Annotated in this window: 16 protein-coding genes; 5 read left to right on the top strand and 11 right to left on the bottom strand. The window is 65.1% G+C overall.

From position 1 onward, the window contains the following. Positions 1–93 precede the first annotated feature (93 nt). Complete coding sequence (locus tag JAO75_RS11065; RefSeq protein WP_199049181.1) at positions 94–1,038, bottom strand: putative bifunctional lysylphosphatidylglycerol flippase/synthetase; 945 nt, start codon at positions 1,036–1,038, stop codon at positions 94–96. Between the two features lie 99 nt (positions 1,039–1,137). Continuing rightward, a complete protein-coding gene (locus JAO75_RS11060; RefSeq protein WP_199049179.1) occupies positions 1,138–1,911 on the bottom strand; it encodes an endonuclease/exonuclease/phosphatase family protein in 774 nt (257 codons plus the stop codon). 374 nt (positions 1,912–2,285) lie between these two features. Here JAO75_RS11060 and serA point away from each other — a divergent pair, with 374 nt between their 5' ends. The 3 genes from serA to JAO75_RS11045 all read left to right on the top strand — a co-directional run bounded on the left by serA (position 2,286) and on the right by JAO75_RS11045 (position 5,020). Continuing rightward, entirely contained in the window at positions 2,286–3,533 is a 1,248-nt protein-coding gene (serA, locus tag JAO75_RS11055; RefSeq protein ID WP_199049177.1) for a phosphoglycerate dehydrogenase, read from the top strand. Between the two features lie 403 nt (positions 3,534–3,936). Continuing rightward, complete coding sequence (locus JAO75_RS11050; RefSeq protein WP_199049175.1) at positions 3,937–4,242, top strand: hypothetical protein; 306 nt, start codon at positions 3,937–3,939, stop codon at positions 4,240–4,242. A gap of 184 nt (positions 4,243–4,426) precedes the next feature. Then, positions 4,427–5,020 carry a hypothetical protein gene (locus JAO75_RS11045; RefSeq protein WP_199049173.1) on the top strand — a complete coding sequence of 198 codons (594 nt, stop codon included), beginning with the start codon at positions 4,427–4,429 and terminating at the stop codon, positions 5,018–5,020. A 12-nt stretch (positions 5,021–5,032) separates the two neighbouring features. Here JAO75_RS11045 and JAO75_RS11040 read toward each other — a convergent pair whose 3' ends face one another. From JAO75_RS11040 to JAO75_RS11025, 4 genes are read right to left on the bottom strand one after another with little or no spacing between them, the layout of a single operon-like run. Further along, positions 5,033–5,992 carry a Rossmann-fold NAD(P)-binding domain-containing protein gene (locus JAO75_RS11040; RefSeq protein WP_199049171.1) on the bottom strand — a complete coding sequence of 320 codons (960 nt, stop codon included), beginning with the start codon at positions 5,990–5,992 and terminating at the stop codon, positions 5,033–5,035. After that, on the bottom strand, positions 5,989–6,966 hold the full coding sequence (locus tag JAO75_RS11035; protein WP_199049169.1) for a pyridoxal-phosphate dependent enzyme: 978 nt from the start codon (positions 6,964–6,966) through the stop codon (positions 5,989–5,991). The genes JAO75_RS11040 and JAO75_RS11035 overlap by 4 nt, the downstream gene beginning before the upstream one ends. Next, positions 6,963–8,354 carry a M20/M25/M40 family metallo-hydrolase gene (locus JAO75_RS11030; protein WP_199049167.1) on the bottom strand — a complete coding sequence of 464 codons (1,392 nt, stop codon included), beginning with the start codon at positions 8,352–8,354 and terminating at the stop codon, positions 6,963–6,965. Before JAO75_RS11030 ends, JAO75_RS11035 begins: the two co-directional genes overlap by 4 nt. A 13-nt stretch (positions 8,355–8,367) precedes the next feature. Continuing rightward, positions 8,368–9,483, bottom strand: a complete 1,116-nt coding sequence (locus JAO75_RS11025; RefSeq protein WP_199049165.1) for an aminotransferase class I/II-fold pyridoxal phosphate-dependent enzyme — start codon at positions 9,481–9,483, stop codon at positions 8,368–8,370. A gap of 157 nt (positions 9,484–9,640) precedes the next feature. On the opposite strand from JAO75_RS11025, the gene JAO75_RS11020 reads away from it, so the two are divergent. Beyond that, the gene (locus tag JAO75_RS11020) at positions 9,641–10,756 is read left to right on the top strand and encodes an aminotransferase class I/II-fold pyridoxal phosphate-dependent enzyme (protein WP_199049163.1); all 1,116 of its coding nucleotides are present in this window, start codon (positions 9,641–9,643) and stop codon (positions 10,754–10,756) included. Next, positions 10,753–11,397, top strand: coding sequence for a helix-turn-helix transcriptional regulator (locus tag JAO75_RS11015; RefSeq protein WP_199049161.1), 645 nt, complete (start codon positions 10,753–10,755; stop codon positions 11,395–11,397). The genes JAO75_RS11020 and JAO75_RS11015 overlap by 4 nt, the downstream gene beginning before the upstream one ends. Here JAO75_RS11015 and JAO75_RS11010 read toward each other — a convergent pair. From JAO75_RS11010 to JAO75_RS10990, 5 genes are all read right to left on the bottom strand, one after another. Then, the gene (locus JAO75_RS11010; protein ID WP_199049159.1) at positions 11,388–12,221 is read right to left on the bottom strand and encodes an inositol monophosphatase family protein; all 834 of its coding nucleotides are present in this window, start codon (positions 12,219–12,221) and stop codon (positions 11,388–11,390) included. The two genes, JAO75_RS11015 and JAO75_RS11010, sit on opposite strands and share 10 nt — an antisense overlap. A gap of 36 nt (positions 12,222–12,257) precedes the next feature. Further along, the gene (locus JAO75_RS11005; protein ID WP_199049157.1) at positions 12,258–13,094 is read right to left on the bottom strand and encodes an aldo/keto reductase; all 837 of its coding nucleotides are present in this window, start codon (positions 13,092–13,094) and stop codon (positions 12,258–12,260) included. Positions 13,095–13,118: 24 nt separating this feature from the next. Next, positions 13,119–14,099, bottom strand: coding sequence for a S1C family serine protease (locus tag JAO75_RS11000; protein ID WP_199049156.1), 981 nt, complete (start codon positions 14,097–14,099; stop codon positions 13,119–13,121). Positions 14,100–14,264: 165 nt separating this feature from the next. Next, positions 14,265–14,477 (bottom strand): hypothetical protein, encoded by a 213-nt coding sequence (locus JAO75_RS10995; RefSeq protein ID WP_199049155.1) that lies wholly within the window; start codon positions 14,475–14,477, stop codon positions 14,265–14,267. Positions 14,478–14,633: 156 nt separating this feature from the next. Then, a complete protein-coding gene (locus tag JAO75_RS10990) occupies positions 14,634–15,968 on the bottom strand; it encodes a globin-coupled sensor protein (protein ID WP_246742458.1) in 1,335 nt (444 codons plus the stop codon). Positions 15,969–16,544: the final 576 nt, after the last annotated feature.

Raw genomic sequence — 16,544 nt, 5'->3', positions numbered from 1 at the left:
GGACCCGGTTTTCCGGTCCACACGATGCGCTGCTTAAAGGATTGAGCATCGGATTGAGCCCAAAAGTGCAAATCCACTTTTGGGTCCGATGCTCTAGGCCTTCACGGCATCGGGTGGGTGCCGTTCATGCGCGGATCCTCGCCCCCGCAGGACCAGCTCCGTCACGGCGAACAGAATGGCGCCGAGGCCCAGCGGCGCGAGGAAGTAGACGAACCGGAACACCAGGAGCGGCCCGATCAGGTCGCTCTGCGGCAGAAGATACATCACGACGCTCTCGATCACCCCGAGGCCTCCAGGCACATGGCTGACCAGAGCCGTCGCGTTGGCGATCACATAGACGGACGCTACGCCCAGATACGCCACATCGGCCACGGCCGCGAGGGCCTGGTGCAGGCAGGCGGCCACGAAGGCGAAATTGACGGATCCGACGAGGACCTGTCCGGCGGCGAGCGGGAAGGCCGGGATCTCGAGCGACCAGCGCCGGATCCGCAGCGGCCTGCGCACGAAGACCGACAGGACCAGATAGACCGCCGGCCCCGCAAGGCAGCCCAGGCCCAGGGCCAGAACGACCGGCCGGGTCAGTCCGGTAATCTCCACGGCCAGTTCGGAGCGCAGGAGCAGGGCCGCTCCGCCCAGGGTCAGGAGGCCGAGGCCGACCGTGACCCCGCAGAAGACGATGACCTTCGCCACCTCGCCTCCGTTCAGCCCCCAGCGGGTGTAGAAGCGATAGCGCACGGCGCCGCTGCTGAGGGCGGCCAGCCCGATGTTATGGCCGAGGGAGAGGGCCGTGAAGGACGCGAGCGCCGCCTTCGGATAGGGCAGCGGCCGGCCGACATAGCGCAGGGCGAGATAATCGAAGAAGGTCAGGCACAGGTAGCTCGCCGCGGCAAACCCTGCGGCCCCCAGGAGCCTTGCCGTGGGAACGGCCGTGACGGCGGCGATCAGCTCGTCGAGGCTGTAGCGGCTGAGCGTGCGGTAGAGCAGAAAAGCCGCCAGGCCGATGGCGGCCGCAGCGATCACGTACTTCCAGTTCCGCATTCTCTCTCCTTACCGGGGCTCCCGCTGCAAACGGCACAGCTGTCCCAACCTCAACGCAGAGACCCGGCCTGCGATCCGTCAGGGCCTTCGGAAGACCTCCTACCCGTGCGCATGGGCCATGCTCGCCTGGTGCGCCTTGCCGCGAACGACCTGGAACTCGACCAGCAGCGGGAGGTGGTCCGAGGCGACTCGGGCCAACGGCGTCCTGACGGCCTCGACCCGCTGCACGGCGATCCCGCGGCTGACGAAGACATGGTCGATGCGCAGCATCGGCAGGCGCGACGGAAAGGTCGGCCTGGGCTTCGGCAACCTCGCCAGCGCCTGGGCATCCCAGAGATGCGACGTGAGGCGCTGGTAGGCGCGCGAGCGCGGCGTGGCGTTGAAGTCCCCCAGCAGGATCGAAGGCTCCCGGCAGGACGGATGGCCGAGCCAGTGCGGCCCGAGCAGGGCATTGACCTGAGCGAGCCGCTCGTGGCGGCGAAGGCCCAGATGGGTGTTGACGATCTGCACCTCGACGCCGCCGATGTTGACCGAGGCCCAGAGAGCGCCTCGCGGCTCGAGGCCCGGCTTTCCGGCAAGGCCGGGCAACGCTTCCGCCTTGACAAGCTTCGAGGGCCTGTGGGTCAGGATCGCGTTACCGTACTGCTCCTCCAGCACCCGCATGCTGGCATGGAAATGCACATGCATTCCCAGCGCCTGGGCGATCGCATGGGCCTGATCGACGCCTCCCGTCCTGGCACGCCCCACGTCGAGCTCCTGCAGGGCCACCACGTCAGGCTCGTAGGCTGCGATCACATCGGCGATGCGCGCAGGGGACAGCCGTCCGTCCGTGCCGAGGCAGCGGTGTACGTTGTAGGTCAGGATTCGCGGCACTTCGCCCCCTGTTGGCAGCCTTCCGGAGGGAGCGCCCCGCTCGCCGGCTGGTTTCTCTGCAGATGGAACCAGAACTCCCGATCCAGGGGACTGGATCCATTCAAGCGCGGCTTTTCAGGGATGGGATCCGAAAAGGAACGGGGACCGTGCGTACATCCGGCCCCGGCCCCCGCCTCCTCGACCGGCTGCAGCCGCAACCGGATTCAGCCATCTTAGACCAGACCCGCGAGGCCGGATCAGAGCATAGTGGGTAGGCGGCCTCATCCCGACGGGGGCCGCAAGCCCCCGTGCAGGAGCCTAGATGCGAGAAAAAAGGATTCCCGCCCCTGCCCTGGCGCGCTATGGCATGCCCGTGGAAGGCAGTTGGAGCTGACATGTCCGGGACGTTCTCTCTTCAGAAAGACAAGATCCGCGTTCTCTTGCTCGAGGGGGTGAACCAGAGTGCCGTCGACCTGATCGAGGGGGCGGGCTACACCAACCTCACCCACCTCAAGACGGCGCTCGACGAGGATGCGCTCATCGAAGCCCTGCAGGGGATCCACCTCCTGGGCATCCGCTCCCGCACCCAGCTGACGAGCCGCGTTCTGCAAGCCGCCAATCGGCTGATCGCCGTCGGCTGCTTCAGCGTCGGCACGAACCAGGTCGATCTGGAGGCCGCACGCCACGCGGGCATTCCCATTTTCAACGCCCCGTTCTCCAACACCCGGAGCGTGGCCGAGCTGGTGATCGGCGAGATCGTCATGCTCCTGCGCCGCACTTTCCCCAAATCCTCCGCCGCCCATGCAGGCCAATGGGACAAGTCCGCAACGGACAGCCACGAGGTGCGCGGCAAGACGCTCGGCATTGTGGGCTACGGCAATATCGGCTCGCAGCTCTCGTACCTGGCCGAGGCCATGGGCATGCGCGTCATCTTCTTCGACCAGACCGACAAGCTCCGCCACGGCAACACCGAGCCTGCCGACAGCCTGCACGCCCTGCTGGGCCAGAGCGACATCGTCAGCCTGCATGTGCCGGAGACGCCGGCCACCCACGGCATGATCGGCAGGGCCGAGATCGCCGCCATGAAGAAGGGCGCTTATCTCATCAACAACAGCCGCGGCACGGTGGTGGATCTCGACGCCCTCGCCGAAGGCTTGCGGAGCGGTCATCTGCGGGGCGCGGCCGTCGATGTGTTTCCCGTCGAGCCAGCATCGAACAAGGAGCGCTTCGTCACGCCGCTGCAGGGCCTCGACAACGTTATCCTGACACCTCACATCGGCGGATCGACGGAGGAAGCCCAGGAGCGCATCGGCGCAGAAGTCGCCAAGAAGCTGACGGACTATTCCGACGTGGGCACGACGGTCGGCGCCGTGAACTTTCCCCAGGTCCAGCTGCCGTCCCGGCCTTCGGGCACGCGCTACATCCATGTCCACAGGAACGTGCCCGGCATGCTCGGGCGCCTGAACAATGCCTTCTCCCAGCGCGGGCTCAACATCACGGCCCAGCACCTGCAGACCGATGGCGAGATCGGGTACGTGGTGATCGAGGTGGAAGGACGGCCCGAGCAGAGCCGCGAGACCTTGCAGGAGATCCGCGCGCTGGAGGGCACCATCCGCGCCCGCCTTCTCTACGCCCGTGGATGATCGGCAGGTGCGGGACGCCTGATCCGTCAGGCGACCTTCATGGAGCATTCGCGCGCAAGGCATGATACCGTCGATGACGCCATCTCCCCCGTGGACGCGATGGCGCGCTCGTCCGAGCGAAAGCAGGAATGGGATTGCCGGTGTTCATGTGAAGTTACGTCATTTCATGCATCAGGCAGCGAGCGGTCTCGCCCGCATGATCGGGGCTCCCCGTATGGCTGCGCATAGGGCGGAGCCTGTACTCGGAGACTCTGTGCCACCGAACGCAGAACGCGAGCAGCCCGGAGACGAGCGGTCTTCGCCCTCGCCTCTACAAACGCACCAATCCGTTGAGCCTCCACCGCTCGACAACGAGGTTGAGCCCCCCTCGTCCATTCATGCCCAACTGGAACGCTTCAGCCATATGAACACGTCCGTCGACACCCTGGCCGAGCAGATGCTGACTCTCGTCGAGATCGTGTCCGCTCAGGAAAGGGACATCAAAGCGCTCAAGGAACAGTGTCGCGTGCTGGAGGAGCATGACCAGGCGATTGCGGTGGCATTCTCCACCTTCTTTCACGTTCTCTCCGCCGGGCGCGTCGCGAAGCTGGGGGAGATCGCCACCATCCTGAACCACATCATCAAGGTCGCCGAGCAGGAAGGACGCCCGGCCGCGTCCATCAAGTTCCTGAAGGATCTCGCCGGCATGCTCCCCGAGGATCAGCGCTGATCCTGTCTGCACGAATGACATGCCTGACGTGCCAGGAAGCGACGCCGATCTTAAGCATCCGTTAACCCTCCTGTTTCACACTTCGTAAACTTCTGCGATGGAGCCGCCGGGTATGTCGGCCCGAACACCGGGTCCATTGCCCTGCGGCCCCGAGTGCCGGCAGGCCAAGGCAAAGGAACGAGTGATGGCGACGGACAGGGCAGGAGCGACGATCGAATCGGCCATCGCAACGCATGTCGTTAGCGTCTTCGAGCGCGGCAGGCAGGCAACCACCGTCGCCCAGATCCGACGCCGCATCACGGACGATTTCGAACCGCCGCAGCTGCAAACCGGGCAGGACAATCATCCCCCGGCTCTCGTCGCTCTTCACCGCCGGATCGTTGCAGCCTTCGCGCCGAAGGCCAGAGCTTACGACACGCCGGATCGATCCTCGGAGATCGCGGAGCTCAGAGGAAGCATTGAACGACAGCGCGGCTCCCGACAGGGAAGCGAGCAGAGAAACCTGCTCGCCTATGCCAGGAGCCAGCTCCTCATCGAGCGGCAGCAGCTTTCTCTGAAGAACGAGTTCACCGAAGGATTCGGGCGCATCGAAGCGTGGGTCCTGTCGATTGCGTTCCTGGGCCTTGTGCTTCTGAACGTGATCAGCATTCTTTGGGCGCTGCCTCTCCTGGGCTTAAGCATCGGCAGGGCCTGGTATCTCGACCGGCAATGCAAGCGCCGCCGCGGCAAGATCGCGGAGATCGACCGCCTGATCGAGCGGATCGAGCATGCTCCTTGAAGGACCACGCCATCACGAGCGGCCGAGAACGGCCGACGCGATGGCGATGTCCTGAACGGCCAATCCCGAGAACGTCGAGACCGTCACCTGTTCGGCCGCCATGCGGCCCCTGACCTTTCCGGAAACGATCTCGCCGATCTCGACGATGCGGCTCAGGCCTGCTTCATCGTTGTGATAGGCGTGCCAGAGCTCCCCCCTCGAACGACCCTGCGCCCGGCTGTCCGTGACGACCACATCTGCCCGCGCGACGATGTCCGCATCGAGCTCCTGCTTCTCGGCACTGTCGGCGCCGATAGCCGTGATATGCGTGCCGGGCCGGATGTCGGCCCACCGCAGAAGCGGCTCCGAACTCGCCGTGGCAGTGACGATCAGGCGGCAACGGGACGCGACCTCCGCGGGAGAGCGCGCCGTCTCGACGAGAAAGCCCTTGTCCCGCATCCTTTGAGCATAAGCGTCCGCGCGTTCGGGGTTGCGCCCCCAGAACACGATGTTCCGGCAGGCACGAACCGACTGAAGCAACTGCACCTGCAGCTCCGCCTGAATGCCGGTGCCGAGCACCCCGACGGTGTCGATCCGCTCGGGCGCAAGGTGCTTGGCCGCAACCGCTCCTGCGGCAGCGGTGCGCAGATCCGTCAGGCGCCCACGATCGTTGAGCACGGCCGCCAGCTCGCCCGTGCTTTTCCTGAAGACGAGCAGCAATCCGTCGCTGCTGCTCAGGCCGAGCGCGGGATTGTTCCAGAATCCGGATGCGATTTTCACCACATAGGTGTCGCGTGCTTTCAGGTAGCCATACTTGATATGGACCTCACCCGGCGGATCCTCGAACAGGAGCTCGCCGGGCGGCGGAACCACCGCCTCGCCGCGGGAGAAGGCCGCGAACGCCTCTTCCATTAGGGGCACGAGATCGAGCCCCTTCAGACGCTCCTCGATCTGCGCGAGATCGAGAAAGGTGATCGAGCCTGCGGCCGTCATGGCTCACGACCTCGGTCGTTCAGGAGGGAGAATATCTTGTCGTGGTCGAAATTCGCGCCGCAGAGCACGACGACGTTCCGCTGGCCTCTGCAACGGTCCGCCACCTTGAGGAAGCCCGCCAGCGCAAGCGCCGCCGCGCCTTCCACGATCTGGTTCTCCTTGAACGCCAGATCCCGGAGCGCGCTCACGATCTCAGCCTCCGTGCAGGTGACGACCTCGTCGACCACCGAGACCGCAAGCGGCAGCGTGATGCTGTCCTCGTCCATGCCGCCGGCAACGCCGTCCGCGAGCGTGTCGTGATGCTCGGTCTCGACTACGCGCCCGGCTTTCATGGCGGCCGCAAGCGCCGCCGAGTTCTGAGCCGCCACGCCATAGACCCGCGTTGAGGGACTGAAGCTCTTGAGCACGGCCCCGATGCCGCCGATCAGCCCGCCGCCGCCCATGGCGATGAACACGTTGTCGATGGTCTCAGATTGTTCGAACAGTTCCAGCCCGATGGTCCCCTGCCCGGCGACGATCTCGGGATCGTTGTAGGGAGACACATAGACCAGCCCGCGCGATGCCGCCTGCTCCTGCGCATAAAGCTCCGCCAGGCCGCTCTCCGCGCCGTGCAGGATGACGTTCACGTTGAAGGAACGGATCCGGTCGAGCTTGGCCTGCGCGACGGTTTCAGGCAGCACGACCGTCAAGGTCTGACCGATGGAGGACGCCGCCTGCGCCGATGCGATGCCATGGTTGCCCGACGATGCGGTGATGACCTCGCGGTCGTTGCCCAGCGACGTCATCTTGCTGGCGGCTCCGCGGATCTTGAAGGACCCGGTGAGCTGGAAGTTCTCGGCCTTGAAGAAGAGCGACGATCCGGTTTCCCGGCCGATCTGCCGCGACGGGAGCAGCGGCGTCTCGTAGATATGGCCGCGGATGCGCCGGCGCGCCTGCACCGAGCGGGAAGCCGCCTCGAGAACGACACCGATCATGCTGTTTCTCCCTCTGGCATGGGCTCAGGATCCGACCGGCCGCTCATCCGCGTAGCTCTCCGGGAAAGCTTCGCCAGGATTGCGGCGGAGCATTCGATCGTCCTGGCGAATTGGTCGACGATGATGTTCTCGTCGGGCGAGTGGAGCATGGCTCCGTGATGGGTGAGGCCGAGGCCGACGATCTCGGCGCCGAGCTGCTCCACGAAGGGATGGGCCGTGCCGGAAGCCGGGGAGCTGGGCTGCACGATGGCCGGTTGTCCGAAATGCTCTTCGAGGGCTGCCTTCGCATCCTGGACGAACCAGTGGTCGGTGACTGAGCGCACCGGCTTCACGTTAGCGTCGTGCACGATCAGCTCGATGTCGTCGAAGCCGTGACGGTCGAGATGTGCGCGCAGCAGCGCAACGATGCGCTGCGGGTCCTGATCGGGCACGAGGCGGAAATCGATCTTGACCGCGCCTTCCGCCGGCAGGACCGTCTTTGCGCCCTCGCCCGCATAGCCGCCGGAGAAGCCGTTGACGTTCATGCACGGCTCGAAGTTGACGGCGCGATAGAAGTTCGGAGCGTCGATGCCGTCGAGAAGCCGCTGCGCGCCCGTGGCATCCATCAGGCTGTCGAGGGAGTATGGAGGCGCCGAGGCCAGTTCGCTGTCGCTCAGGGAAGGCTGCCGGACGGCATCGTAGAAGCCGTCGATCAGGATTTGCCCCGTGCCGTCGCGCAGGGACGCGGTTGCAGCTGCGAGCCTCCAGAGCGGGTTGTCGAAGACGGCACCGAGGCTCGAATGCAAGTCCGCCCGCGCCGTTCTGGCGCGCAGCTCGACCGCCATCACGCCCTTGAAGCCGCAGAGGATGATCGGACGCCCGCTCGCGTCGATCTCACCGTATTCCCACCAGCACACATCCACCGCCTCGCCGTCGAAGCGCCGCTTCAGGAAGGCCTCGAGGGACGGACTGCCGATCTCCTCCTCGCCATCGACGAGCCAGACGAGCCTGAACGGCAGAGGACCGGGGTGCCGCTCGCGGAACAGGCGCCAGCCCGCGAGGCGGCTGACGAACTCGCCCTTGTCGTCGGCGACGCCGCGACCGTACCAGCGCCCGTCGCGCTCGGACATTTCGAACGGAGGAGAGTGCCACAGCGACACGGGATCCTCGGGCTGAACGTCGTAATGATTGTAGATCATCACCGTCAGCGGCCCGCTGCCAATCTCGCCCACGACGAAGGGACCTACGTCTCCCGGCTGGATCTCCGTGTTGAAGCCCGCCTCCGTCAGCAGATCGCGAACGGCCTCGGCGCACTCGGCGAGCTTTTCGCCGCGCGCGCTGACGGACGGGATGGCGACGAGGCGGCGAAGCTCTTCCCTCGCCCGCGGCAGGTGATCGTGCGGCAGCATCGCTCAACGCGCCTCAGACCAGATTGCGGCGGGCGAGGAAGCCGTCGAGGCGGGCGAGACCCTCCACGAGGTGCTCCGTCGTCACGCCGATGCCGACGCGGATGTGGTTCTCGATCCCGAACCAGCTTCCGGCCACGACGAACACGCTCTCCTCTTCCCGGAACGCATTGGACAAATCCTCGGAGGACATGTCGAAGTCGTAATGCAGGAAGGCCATGCCGCCGGCCGCGGGACGCTGCCAGGACCAGCGATTGCGCTTCTCGATCCAGCTTTGAACGATATCCGCATTCTCGCGCAGCAGGGCCCGCCCGCGCGCAAGGATGCGCTCGCGGTTTTCCGGCGCCATCACGGCGGCGCCGACGATCTGGCTGAGGATCCCGCTGCCGATGGTGGTGTAGTCCTGCCGCTTGGCCGCTTCCTCGACGACCGTCTCGGGTCCGACGATCCAGCCGAGGCGTAAGCCCGGGCAGGCAAACGATTTCGACAGGCTGCTGGTGACGATGACCCGGTCGTAGCTTCCGTAGAACGTCTCCGTCTCGGCCCCGTCGATCTCGCCGCCGCGATAGATCTCGTCGACCATGAGCCAGGCTCCCGCCTTGCGTGCGGCCTCCAGAAGAAGCTCGCGGCTGCGGGGCGAGAGAACGGCGCCGGTCGGGTTGCCGGGGTTCGTTGCTGCTATCAGCTTCACGCCGCCTTCGACCGCCTGCGCGAGCGCATCCGGGTCGATCTGCCAGCCATGGTCGGCCAGGAGCGGCAGCCGCTGCACGTTCATGCCGAGCGCGCGCCCGAGGCCATCCACCTGCATGAAGTTGGGAACGGCGAAGAGCACCTTGTCGCCCGGATCCACCATGGCCATCAGGGCGATCATCGTGGCTTCCGAGGAGCCGTTGGTCACCAGCACGTTGGATGCGGCTGCACCCGGATACCAGCTTGCGATGGCGGAGCGCAGGTCCGGCCGCCCATCGGTCCAGCCATAGCCGAGCGGCAGCCGCAGGAGTGCCTGCGCGGCGTCGTCCGGCATGATCTCCTCGATGGTGCAGGGGTGCACGCCGCTTTCCGTCAGGTTGATCTCGACGCCGTTCTCGAAGAGCGTCTGGTTCCGTTCCATGAGAAAGGTATCGAACTGCACGATGGCTCCAATCCGGAAAATGACGGCGCTCCGGCGCCGCGAGGTGCCGGACCATGGCAGCAGGGAATTTGTACCGTCAAGTCCAAATTGGACTATCGCGTCCAAAATCGCAATGCTACAGAGCCTTTGAAACCTTGCTCAGCCTCACGGGGATCCCATGAAAATCGAAGAGTTCACGCTCGAGCGCATCCAGTCGCTGTATGAGAACACGGTCGAGTACAACCTGTCCGACAGCGGCGTGCACCCGTACTCCCTGCGTGAGCTTCTGACCCCGGAGCAGCAGACCCGGTTGCTCGATGTGGAGCTGGGCTACGGCTGGACGAACGGGCGCGTAGAGCTGCGCGAGGCCATCGCCAGGCTGCACAAAGGGCGCAATGCCGACGAGGTGATCGTCACCAACGGCTCGGCCGAGGCGAACTTCCTGCTCGTGATGTCCCTGCTCGAACCGGGCGACGAGTTGGTCGTGTTCGTTCCGAACTACCTGCAGATCTGGGGCTGGGCTCGCGCCATCGGCGTGACCGTCAAGGAGGTTGTTCTGCGCGAGGAGTTGGGATGGACTCCCGATCTCGACGACGTGCGCAAGGCCGTGTCGTCTCGCACGAAGATGATGACGATCTGCAACCCGAACAACCCGACCGGCAGCGTCCTGTCGCGCGAGACCATGGACGGCCTCGTGGCGATTGCCCGCGAGCACGGGATCTACCTGCACGCGGACGAGGTCTACAAGGGCGCGGAGCTGGAGCAGGACGAGCCTCCGAGCTTCGCCGACCTCTATGAAAAGGCCATCATCACCAGCGGACTCTCCAAGGCGATGGCGCTTCCCGGGCTGCGCATCGGCTGGCTCGTGGGACCGGCGCAGGAGATCTACGCCTCCTGGCAGCGCAAGGACTACACGTCGATCACGACCGGCGCCGTCAGCGAGTTCGTGGCCGAGATCGTCGTGGAGCCCGCAAAGCGGCAGGAGATCCTGGAACGCAGCAAGCGCATCCTGCGCGAAAACCTCGCCCTCCTGCAGCGCTGGATCGACGAGAACAGCGACCTGTTCTCGTTCGTGCCACCCAAGGCCGGCGGCATGGCGTTCATCCGCTATGCCATGCCCATGAACTCAACGGAGCTGGTGCATCGCCTGCGCGAGGAGCGCGGCATCATGCTGCTGCCGGGCGATGTCTACGGCATGGACCACTATATCAGGATCGGCATCGGCGCGCCGGCCCACCATCTGGAGGCAGGCCTCGAGCGCCTCGCGGCCTTCGTGCGCGCGAAACTGTCATGACGCAGGCGCAGAAGGCGTCTCCGACGAAGGGCCTTGCGCCGGAGCTCGCGGCCTATGCCCCGGTCTGCGACGCCATCGCCCTGCTGTTCCAGCCCTATGCCGAGGTGGTGCTGCACGATCTCTCGTCGGAGACGGTCGTGTATCTGTCGAACCCTTTCTCAAAACGCGAGCTCGGCGAGCCGTCTCTGCTGCACGAGATCGACTTCAAACCGTCCGACGTCATCATCGGTCCCTATGAGAAGGTGAACTGGGATGGGCGACGCATCAAGTCGGTGAGCGCCGTCCTTCGCGCGGGGCGCAAAGCCGTCGGCATTCTCTGCATCAATGTCGACGTGTCCCATTTCCACGCCGTGATGCAGACGCTGACAGCCCTTGTGGCCGTTCCACAATCCGCCGAGAAGCCGGCTTCCCTGTTCAAGGAGGACTGGCACGAGCGCATCAACGAGTACATCCAGAGCTGGACCCGCGAACGCGGCCTCTCCACCGCGGAAATGACGCGCCTGCAAAAGCAGCAGCTCGTGGCCGATCTCGCCGGCGACGGCGCGTTCGGAGGGCGCAATGCGGCGGCCTACATCTCGCGCGTGCTCGGCCTGGGCCGCGCCACCGTCTACAACTACCTTCGCCGGAAGGATCAGGCCTGACGCGGAAGCAGCGCGTCGCGCACGGCCCGCCAGCTCGCCTCGTCGGGTGCGCTGATGAGGCCGCCGCTTCGATTGGCCGGACGGTAGGCTGAGCCGTCGAAATGCGCCGTGTAGCCGCCGGCCTCGCGGTGGATCAGCCAGCCGGCCGCATGGTCCCACGGCATGACGCTGGACGAGAACGAGAAATGCAGGTGACCTGCGGCGATCAGCCGATAGGTATGCGCCGAGCACCGGAGATCGGCCGCCATTGCGAGTTTCGGCAGGTTGCCCGTCACCAGGGGACGCAACGTCTCGGGAAGGTAGCGCCAGGAGACATTGCCGGCCATCTCGGAGAGCGGAACGGCCGGTGAGACATGAAGGGAGACAGTGCTGCCGTCGGGCCGCTGGATCCAGGCTCCCTCGCCGCGAACGGCCATGGCCCAATCATCCGAAATCGGATCCAGGATGATCCCGCACACGACCTCTCCCTTCATCGTCACGGCCGCCATGACGCCGAAGAGCGGAAGGCCGGATGCGAAGTTGAGCGTGCCGTCGACGGGATCGAGGATGAAGGCGAGATCCGCCGCATCGAGACCGTCGAGCAGCCGGGGATTGCGGCTCACGCCCTCCTCTCCGATCACGACGGCTGAGGGGAACAGACGCCGAAGCTCCGCCTCGATCATCCGCTCGGCTGCTTCGTCCGCATCGGTCACAAGGTCGAGCTGCGAGGTCTTGGTCCTGACAGCACTTGCGGAGAGATTGCGAAACCGCGGCAGGATCTCGGTCTGCGCGGCGACCCTGAGAAGGTCCGCGACGGCCATGGCATCAGATCGGGAGAAACTCATGAGGCTAGTACCGTCCTGTTGTCCTGCGGATGCCCGTTAGATCATCTCGAGCGGGCGCTTGCGCTTCGGCGCCGGGAACTCGGCATCGATGGCGGCCATGTCCTGGGGAGTCAACCGGATCTCCAGCGCCATGCGGTTCTCCCGCACATGCTCGACGCTCGACGCCTTGGGGATGGCGACCACCCCGGGCCTGTTCAGCAGCCAGGCCAGGGCGATCTGGAACGGGCTTGCCTCATGGGCTTGTGCGATGGTCTGCAGCGCACCGCCTCGGGGAAGCCTCCCCTGCTCGATGGGGCTGTAAGCCATCAGCGGCATGCCGCGTGCCGCCATCCAGGGGATGAGATCGAACTCCGGGCCGCGCCGCGTCACGTTGTAGAGAACCTGATTGGTGGCGCAGTTTTCTCCTGCCGGCACACCGAACAATTCCTCCATGTCGTCCATGTCGAAGTTGCTGACGCCCCAGTGGCGGATCTTGCCGGAGCGGCGCAGCTCCTCGAAGCCGGCGACCGTCTCCTCCAGCGGAACGCTTCCGCGCCAGTGCAGGAGATAGAGGTCGAGCCGATCGGTCTTCAGCCGCCGCAGGCTGCGTTCGCAGGCCTCGATCACGTCCTGCCGGCCGGCATTGTGAGGATAGACCTTGCTGACGAGGAAAAGGCGCTCACGCTCCGCGGCCAGAGCCTCGGCCACCAGTTCCTCGGCGGCTCCCTCCCCGTACATCTCGGCCGTGTCGATCAGGGTCATGCCGAGCTCGACGCCAAGGCGCAGGGCCTCGATCTCCTGCGCCCTGCGCCCGGCCTTCTCGGCCATTTGCCAGGTGCCCTGTCCGAGGGCGGGAATGCTTTCGCCGGCCGGCAGGGTGACAGTCGGGTTCATCGTCGGCTCTCCCTGACAGATGCGCTATTGCAGGCGCGGGGTCTTCATGAAGCGGCCCCTGTCCGCCGACCGGATCGTCACGTCGAACCTGTCGCCCTCACGCTCCAGGGTGAGAGGAACGTCGACGCCGGCCGGGCCGAGCGCCCAGATGGCCCGGTAGAACTCCGCCAGGGATGAAACGCTCTGCTCCCCGACCGCATGGATCTGATCGCCGGCCCGCAGGCCCGCCCGCTGCGCCGGAGCATCGCCGGCGAGGCCGATGATCGTGAGCTGCTCGTCCTCCGCCTCCGCGACATAGAAGCCGAGCCAGGGCCGCGGCTCATGCTTGACCCGCCCGGAGGTGAGGAGGTCGTCGAGGATGGGCTTCAGCAGGTCGATGGGCACGCTCATGTTCAGGGGCACCACGGTTCCGCCGGAAGCCTGGTGCTGGAGCTGGAGGGAGCCGATGCCCATGAGGTCGCCGCGCGGGCCGATCAGCGCCGTGCCGCCCCAGTTGGGATGGGCCGGCGCGGTGAAGATGGCGCCGTCGATCAGATACTCCCAATAACCTGCGAATTCCTGGCAGGCGACCACCTGGGCCGCCAGGGAATGGATTTGCCCGCCGCTTCCTCCGACGACGACCTGCTCTCCGGGCTTCAGCCGCCGGGAATCCCCGAGGGCCAGCACAGGCACGCCCAAAGGCTCGAGCGCCTGCACGAGACCGAAGCCGCTCTCGTAGTCGTAGGCGATCACATGCGCCCCCACGACCCGCCCCTTGTTGGTGGTGAGCCAGACCTCGTCCGCTTCGGCGATGAGATACCCGATGGTCACGACAAGGCCGTCATCCCGGATGACCACGCCCTGCCCCGCCCGCTCGACGCCGAGGGTCTCGGCCGTGAAGGCATCCTCGGGAACGCGCGCGCGCAGGGTCACCACGGCCGACAGGGCGTTCTTCAGGTCGTAGTCGAGAAGCCTCGGATCAGGCTGGAATTCAGGAGGGATTTCCCATTCGTCGGGTGGCTGCATGAAAAACTCCCCGGCCTCTCCGCCGAGAGCCCGCACCCTTTCAACATGGCAGGAAAAACCATCCCTTCAACAGCCCTCCCCCTTTTTGACGCACAAAAAGCCGTGTTCTTGGGGATCCCGGAACGGCAGGCGCGGCGGCATGAAAGGGCTCAGGGAGAGGCCTTTTTAAGCGGGTTCCAGGGATCTGACCGGAGGAGCCTCGCGCTCGATCCGCTGCGCCTGCTCCTGGCGCTTCTTCAACATATGGATGGCTTGCCGGGCGTAGAGACGGAACTCGTGCTTCAGGGTTCGGGAGGCGTTCTCCCAGGCTCCCGTCTCATGCCGAGCGGCAAAGAACGCTCGGGCGATATGCTCGACCTCAAGTTCCACCTGATCCACCTTTGCCCCCACGGAGAAACCGTTTCGTCTCTCGCGACGCGCGGAACGATGCCGCTGCGTCAACCGGCAAGGTGTCTGATTTGCGGGGATGTGTCTGTATCAAAAAAGACACGACCAGGAGCTTTGAAGAAGGAGCGCGTGCAACCCCTCGAAGGCCTATGCTGCCTGGGCCTTTGCAAGGAAGTGATCGATGTCCTGCTTTAACCGCTGCAATTGCTGATCCAGAGTCTGCTTGGCATCCGAAACCTGATGTGCTGCCGAGGCGGCGGATGCAGTCGATCCGGTCAAAGCCTCGATGCTGCGCACGACCGCATGGGTATGATCGGTGGTCTGGCTGACATTCACGGCGATCTCGGATGTGACGGCGGCCTGCTCCTCGACCGCGGCCGCGATCGCCGTGGCAATGCCGCTCAGATCGTCCATGATGCGGCCGATGTCATCGATATCGGTCACGCTTTGCCGGGTCGCTTCCTGAATGGCGCCGATGCGGGTGCCGATCTCCGTGGTGGCCTTGGCCGTCTGGTTTGCCAGGGTCTTCACCTCCTGGGCGACGACGGCAAAGCCCTTGCCCATCTCTCCGGCCCGCGCCGCCTCGATGGTGGCGTTGAGCGCCAGCAGGTTGGTCTGCGCGGCGATCCTCTCGATCAGATCGACCACGTCGCCGATCTCCCTGGCCTGCTCGGCCAGCCCGGTGACGGTGTCCTTCGTGCGCCGGGAACTCTGCAAGGCGTGCCTGGCCACATCGGCGGAGCGGCTCGCCTGCTGGCCGATCTCGCGAACGGACGAAGCCAGCTGTTCCGTGGCGGCGGCGCCGGACTGCATGTTGGATGCCGTCTGCTCCGCGGCGCCCGTCACCTGCGTCGCCAGGCTGCTGGCATTGGTCGTGGCGGCATCGAGGGCGGCCGCACTCTCGGAAAGCGCTCCACTCGCCTGGCCTGAGATCTGCAGGCTTTCCTGAACGGCGCTGGAGAACGAAGCCACGGCTTGGGACAGGATCTCCCCCTTCTTCTGCCGCTCCTGAACGAAAGCGTCCTGGTAGACGGAGATCGCGAGATCCATATCCAGCATGACGGCCCGGTTGATGACCGTAAGCCTGCGCGCCAGCAGCGGCCCGTTGAAGCGATGCTTCTTCGAGAGAGCGACGACGAGTTCGTTGAGGACGAAGGCATAGCCTCCGATGTACCAGCGGGGCTCGAGGCCGATCTTGTTGTGAATCAGACCGATGCGGCGAATGCCCTCGACATACGCGGCGTCGAAGTTCCCACTGAACAGGCGCGCCCAGTGCTGCAACTGAGCCGATACCAGACGGGATTGCTGCGTTCCGATCATCTGTGACAGCTGCGGCTGCCGGTGCATGTGCACATAGAACGCTTCGAGGATCTTGGGCAGGACAGGATGAATGTCCTGCCAGACCTTTCGCAGTTCCTTGCGAACCCCGTCATCGATCCCGGCAAAATTGAGCCGGTCTGCAATCGCTGAGTCGTTGTGCAACGCTCGTACTCCCATCAATGGAGAAGCCTGTAGCCATTCAGGCTTGATTGGAGCTTGCAAACGTTCGCTTCTTCCTGGCTTTCGAGGCCTCTCGCAACCTGAAACCAAGACAATCACGGCGCGTTGTTCTGAGGAGTTGTGGGGCTATCAAATGACCAACAAGGCAACAGAATATCTTTCCTCGCCGGATACCGGCAGATCCGCATCGCGGCATCGCAGCAACATCCCCTCTCTTCCGTCCAGCATTCAGGACCACCTCGGCCAACTGCTGAGGGCGGAGTATTACGAGCGCGGGGACAAGCCGCGCTTCCTCGGCGACCCTGCGCTTCCGCCCGAATTCGATCCCTATCTTCAGCGCCTCGACCAGAAAGAGAGAGCCCTGAGATCCTCGATGATCAGAGGTCACGGAAGGCAAGCCGTGGCCGCCGCCCTCCTAGGAGTGCATGCCTAGACTATCGGGATCCGAGGCTTCTCCATTGCGGGTCGCTGCAAGACTTCCGAGATAATCCTGGAACTCTTTCCACGGACGGGCAATTCAGAAGCCATGAAAGCTATGAGCGGCAGAGCTGTTCTGAG

It is taken from the genome of Microvirga splendida, from assembly GCF_016427565.1.
Classification (GTDB): domain Bacteria; phylum Pseudomonadota; class Alphaproteobacteria; order Rhizobiales; family Beijerinckiaceae; genus Microvirga; species Microvirga splendida.
This window is presented reverse-complemented; position numbering and strand designations above follow the sequence as displayed.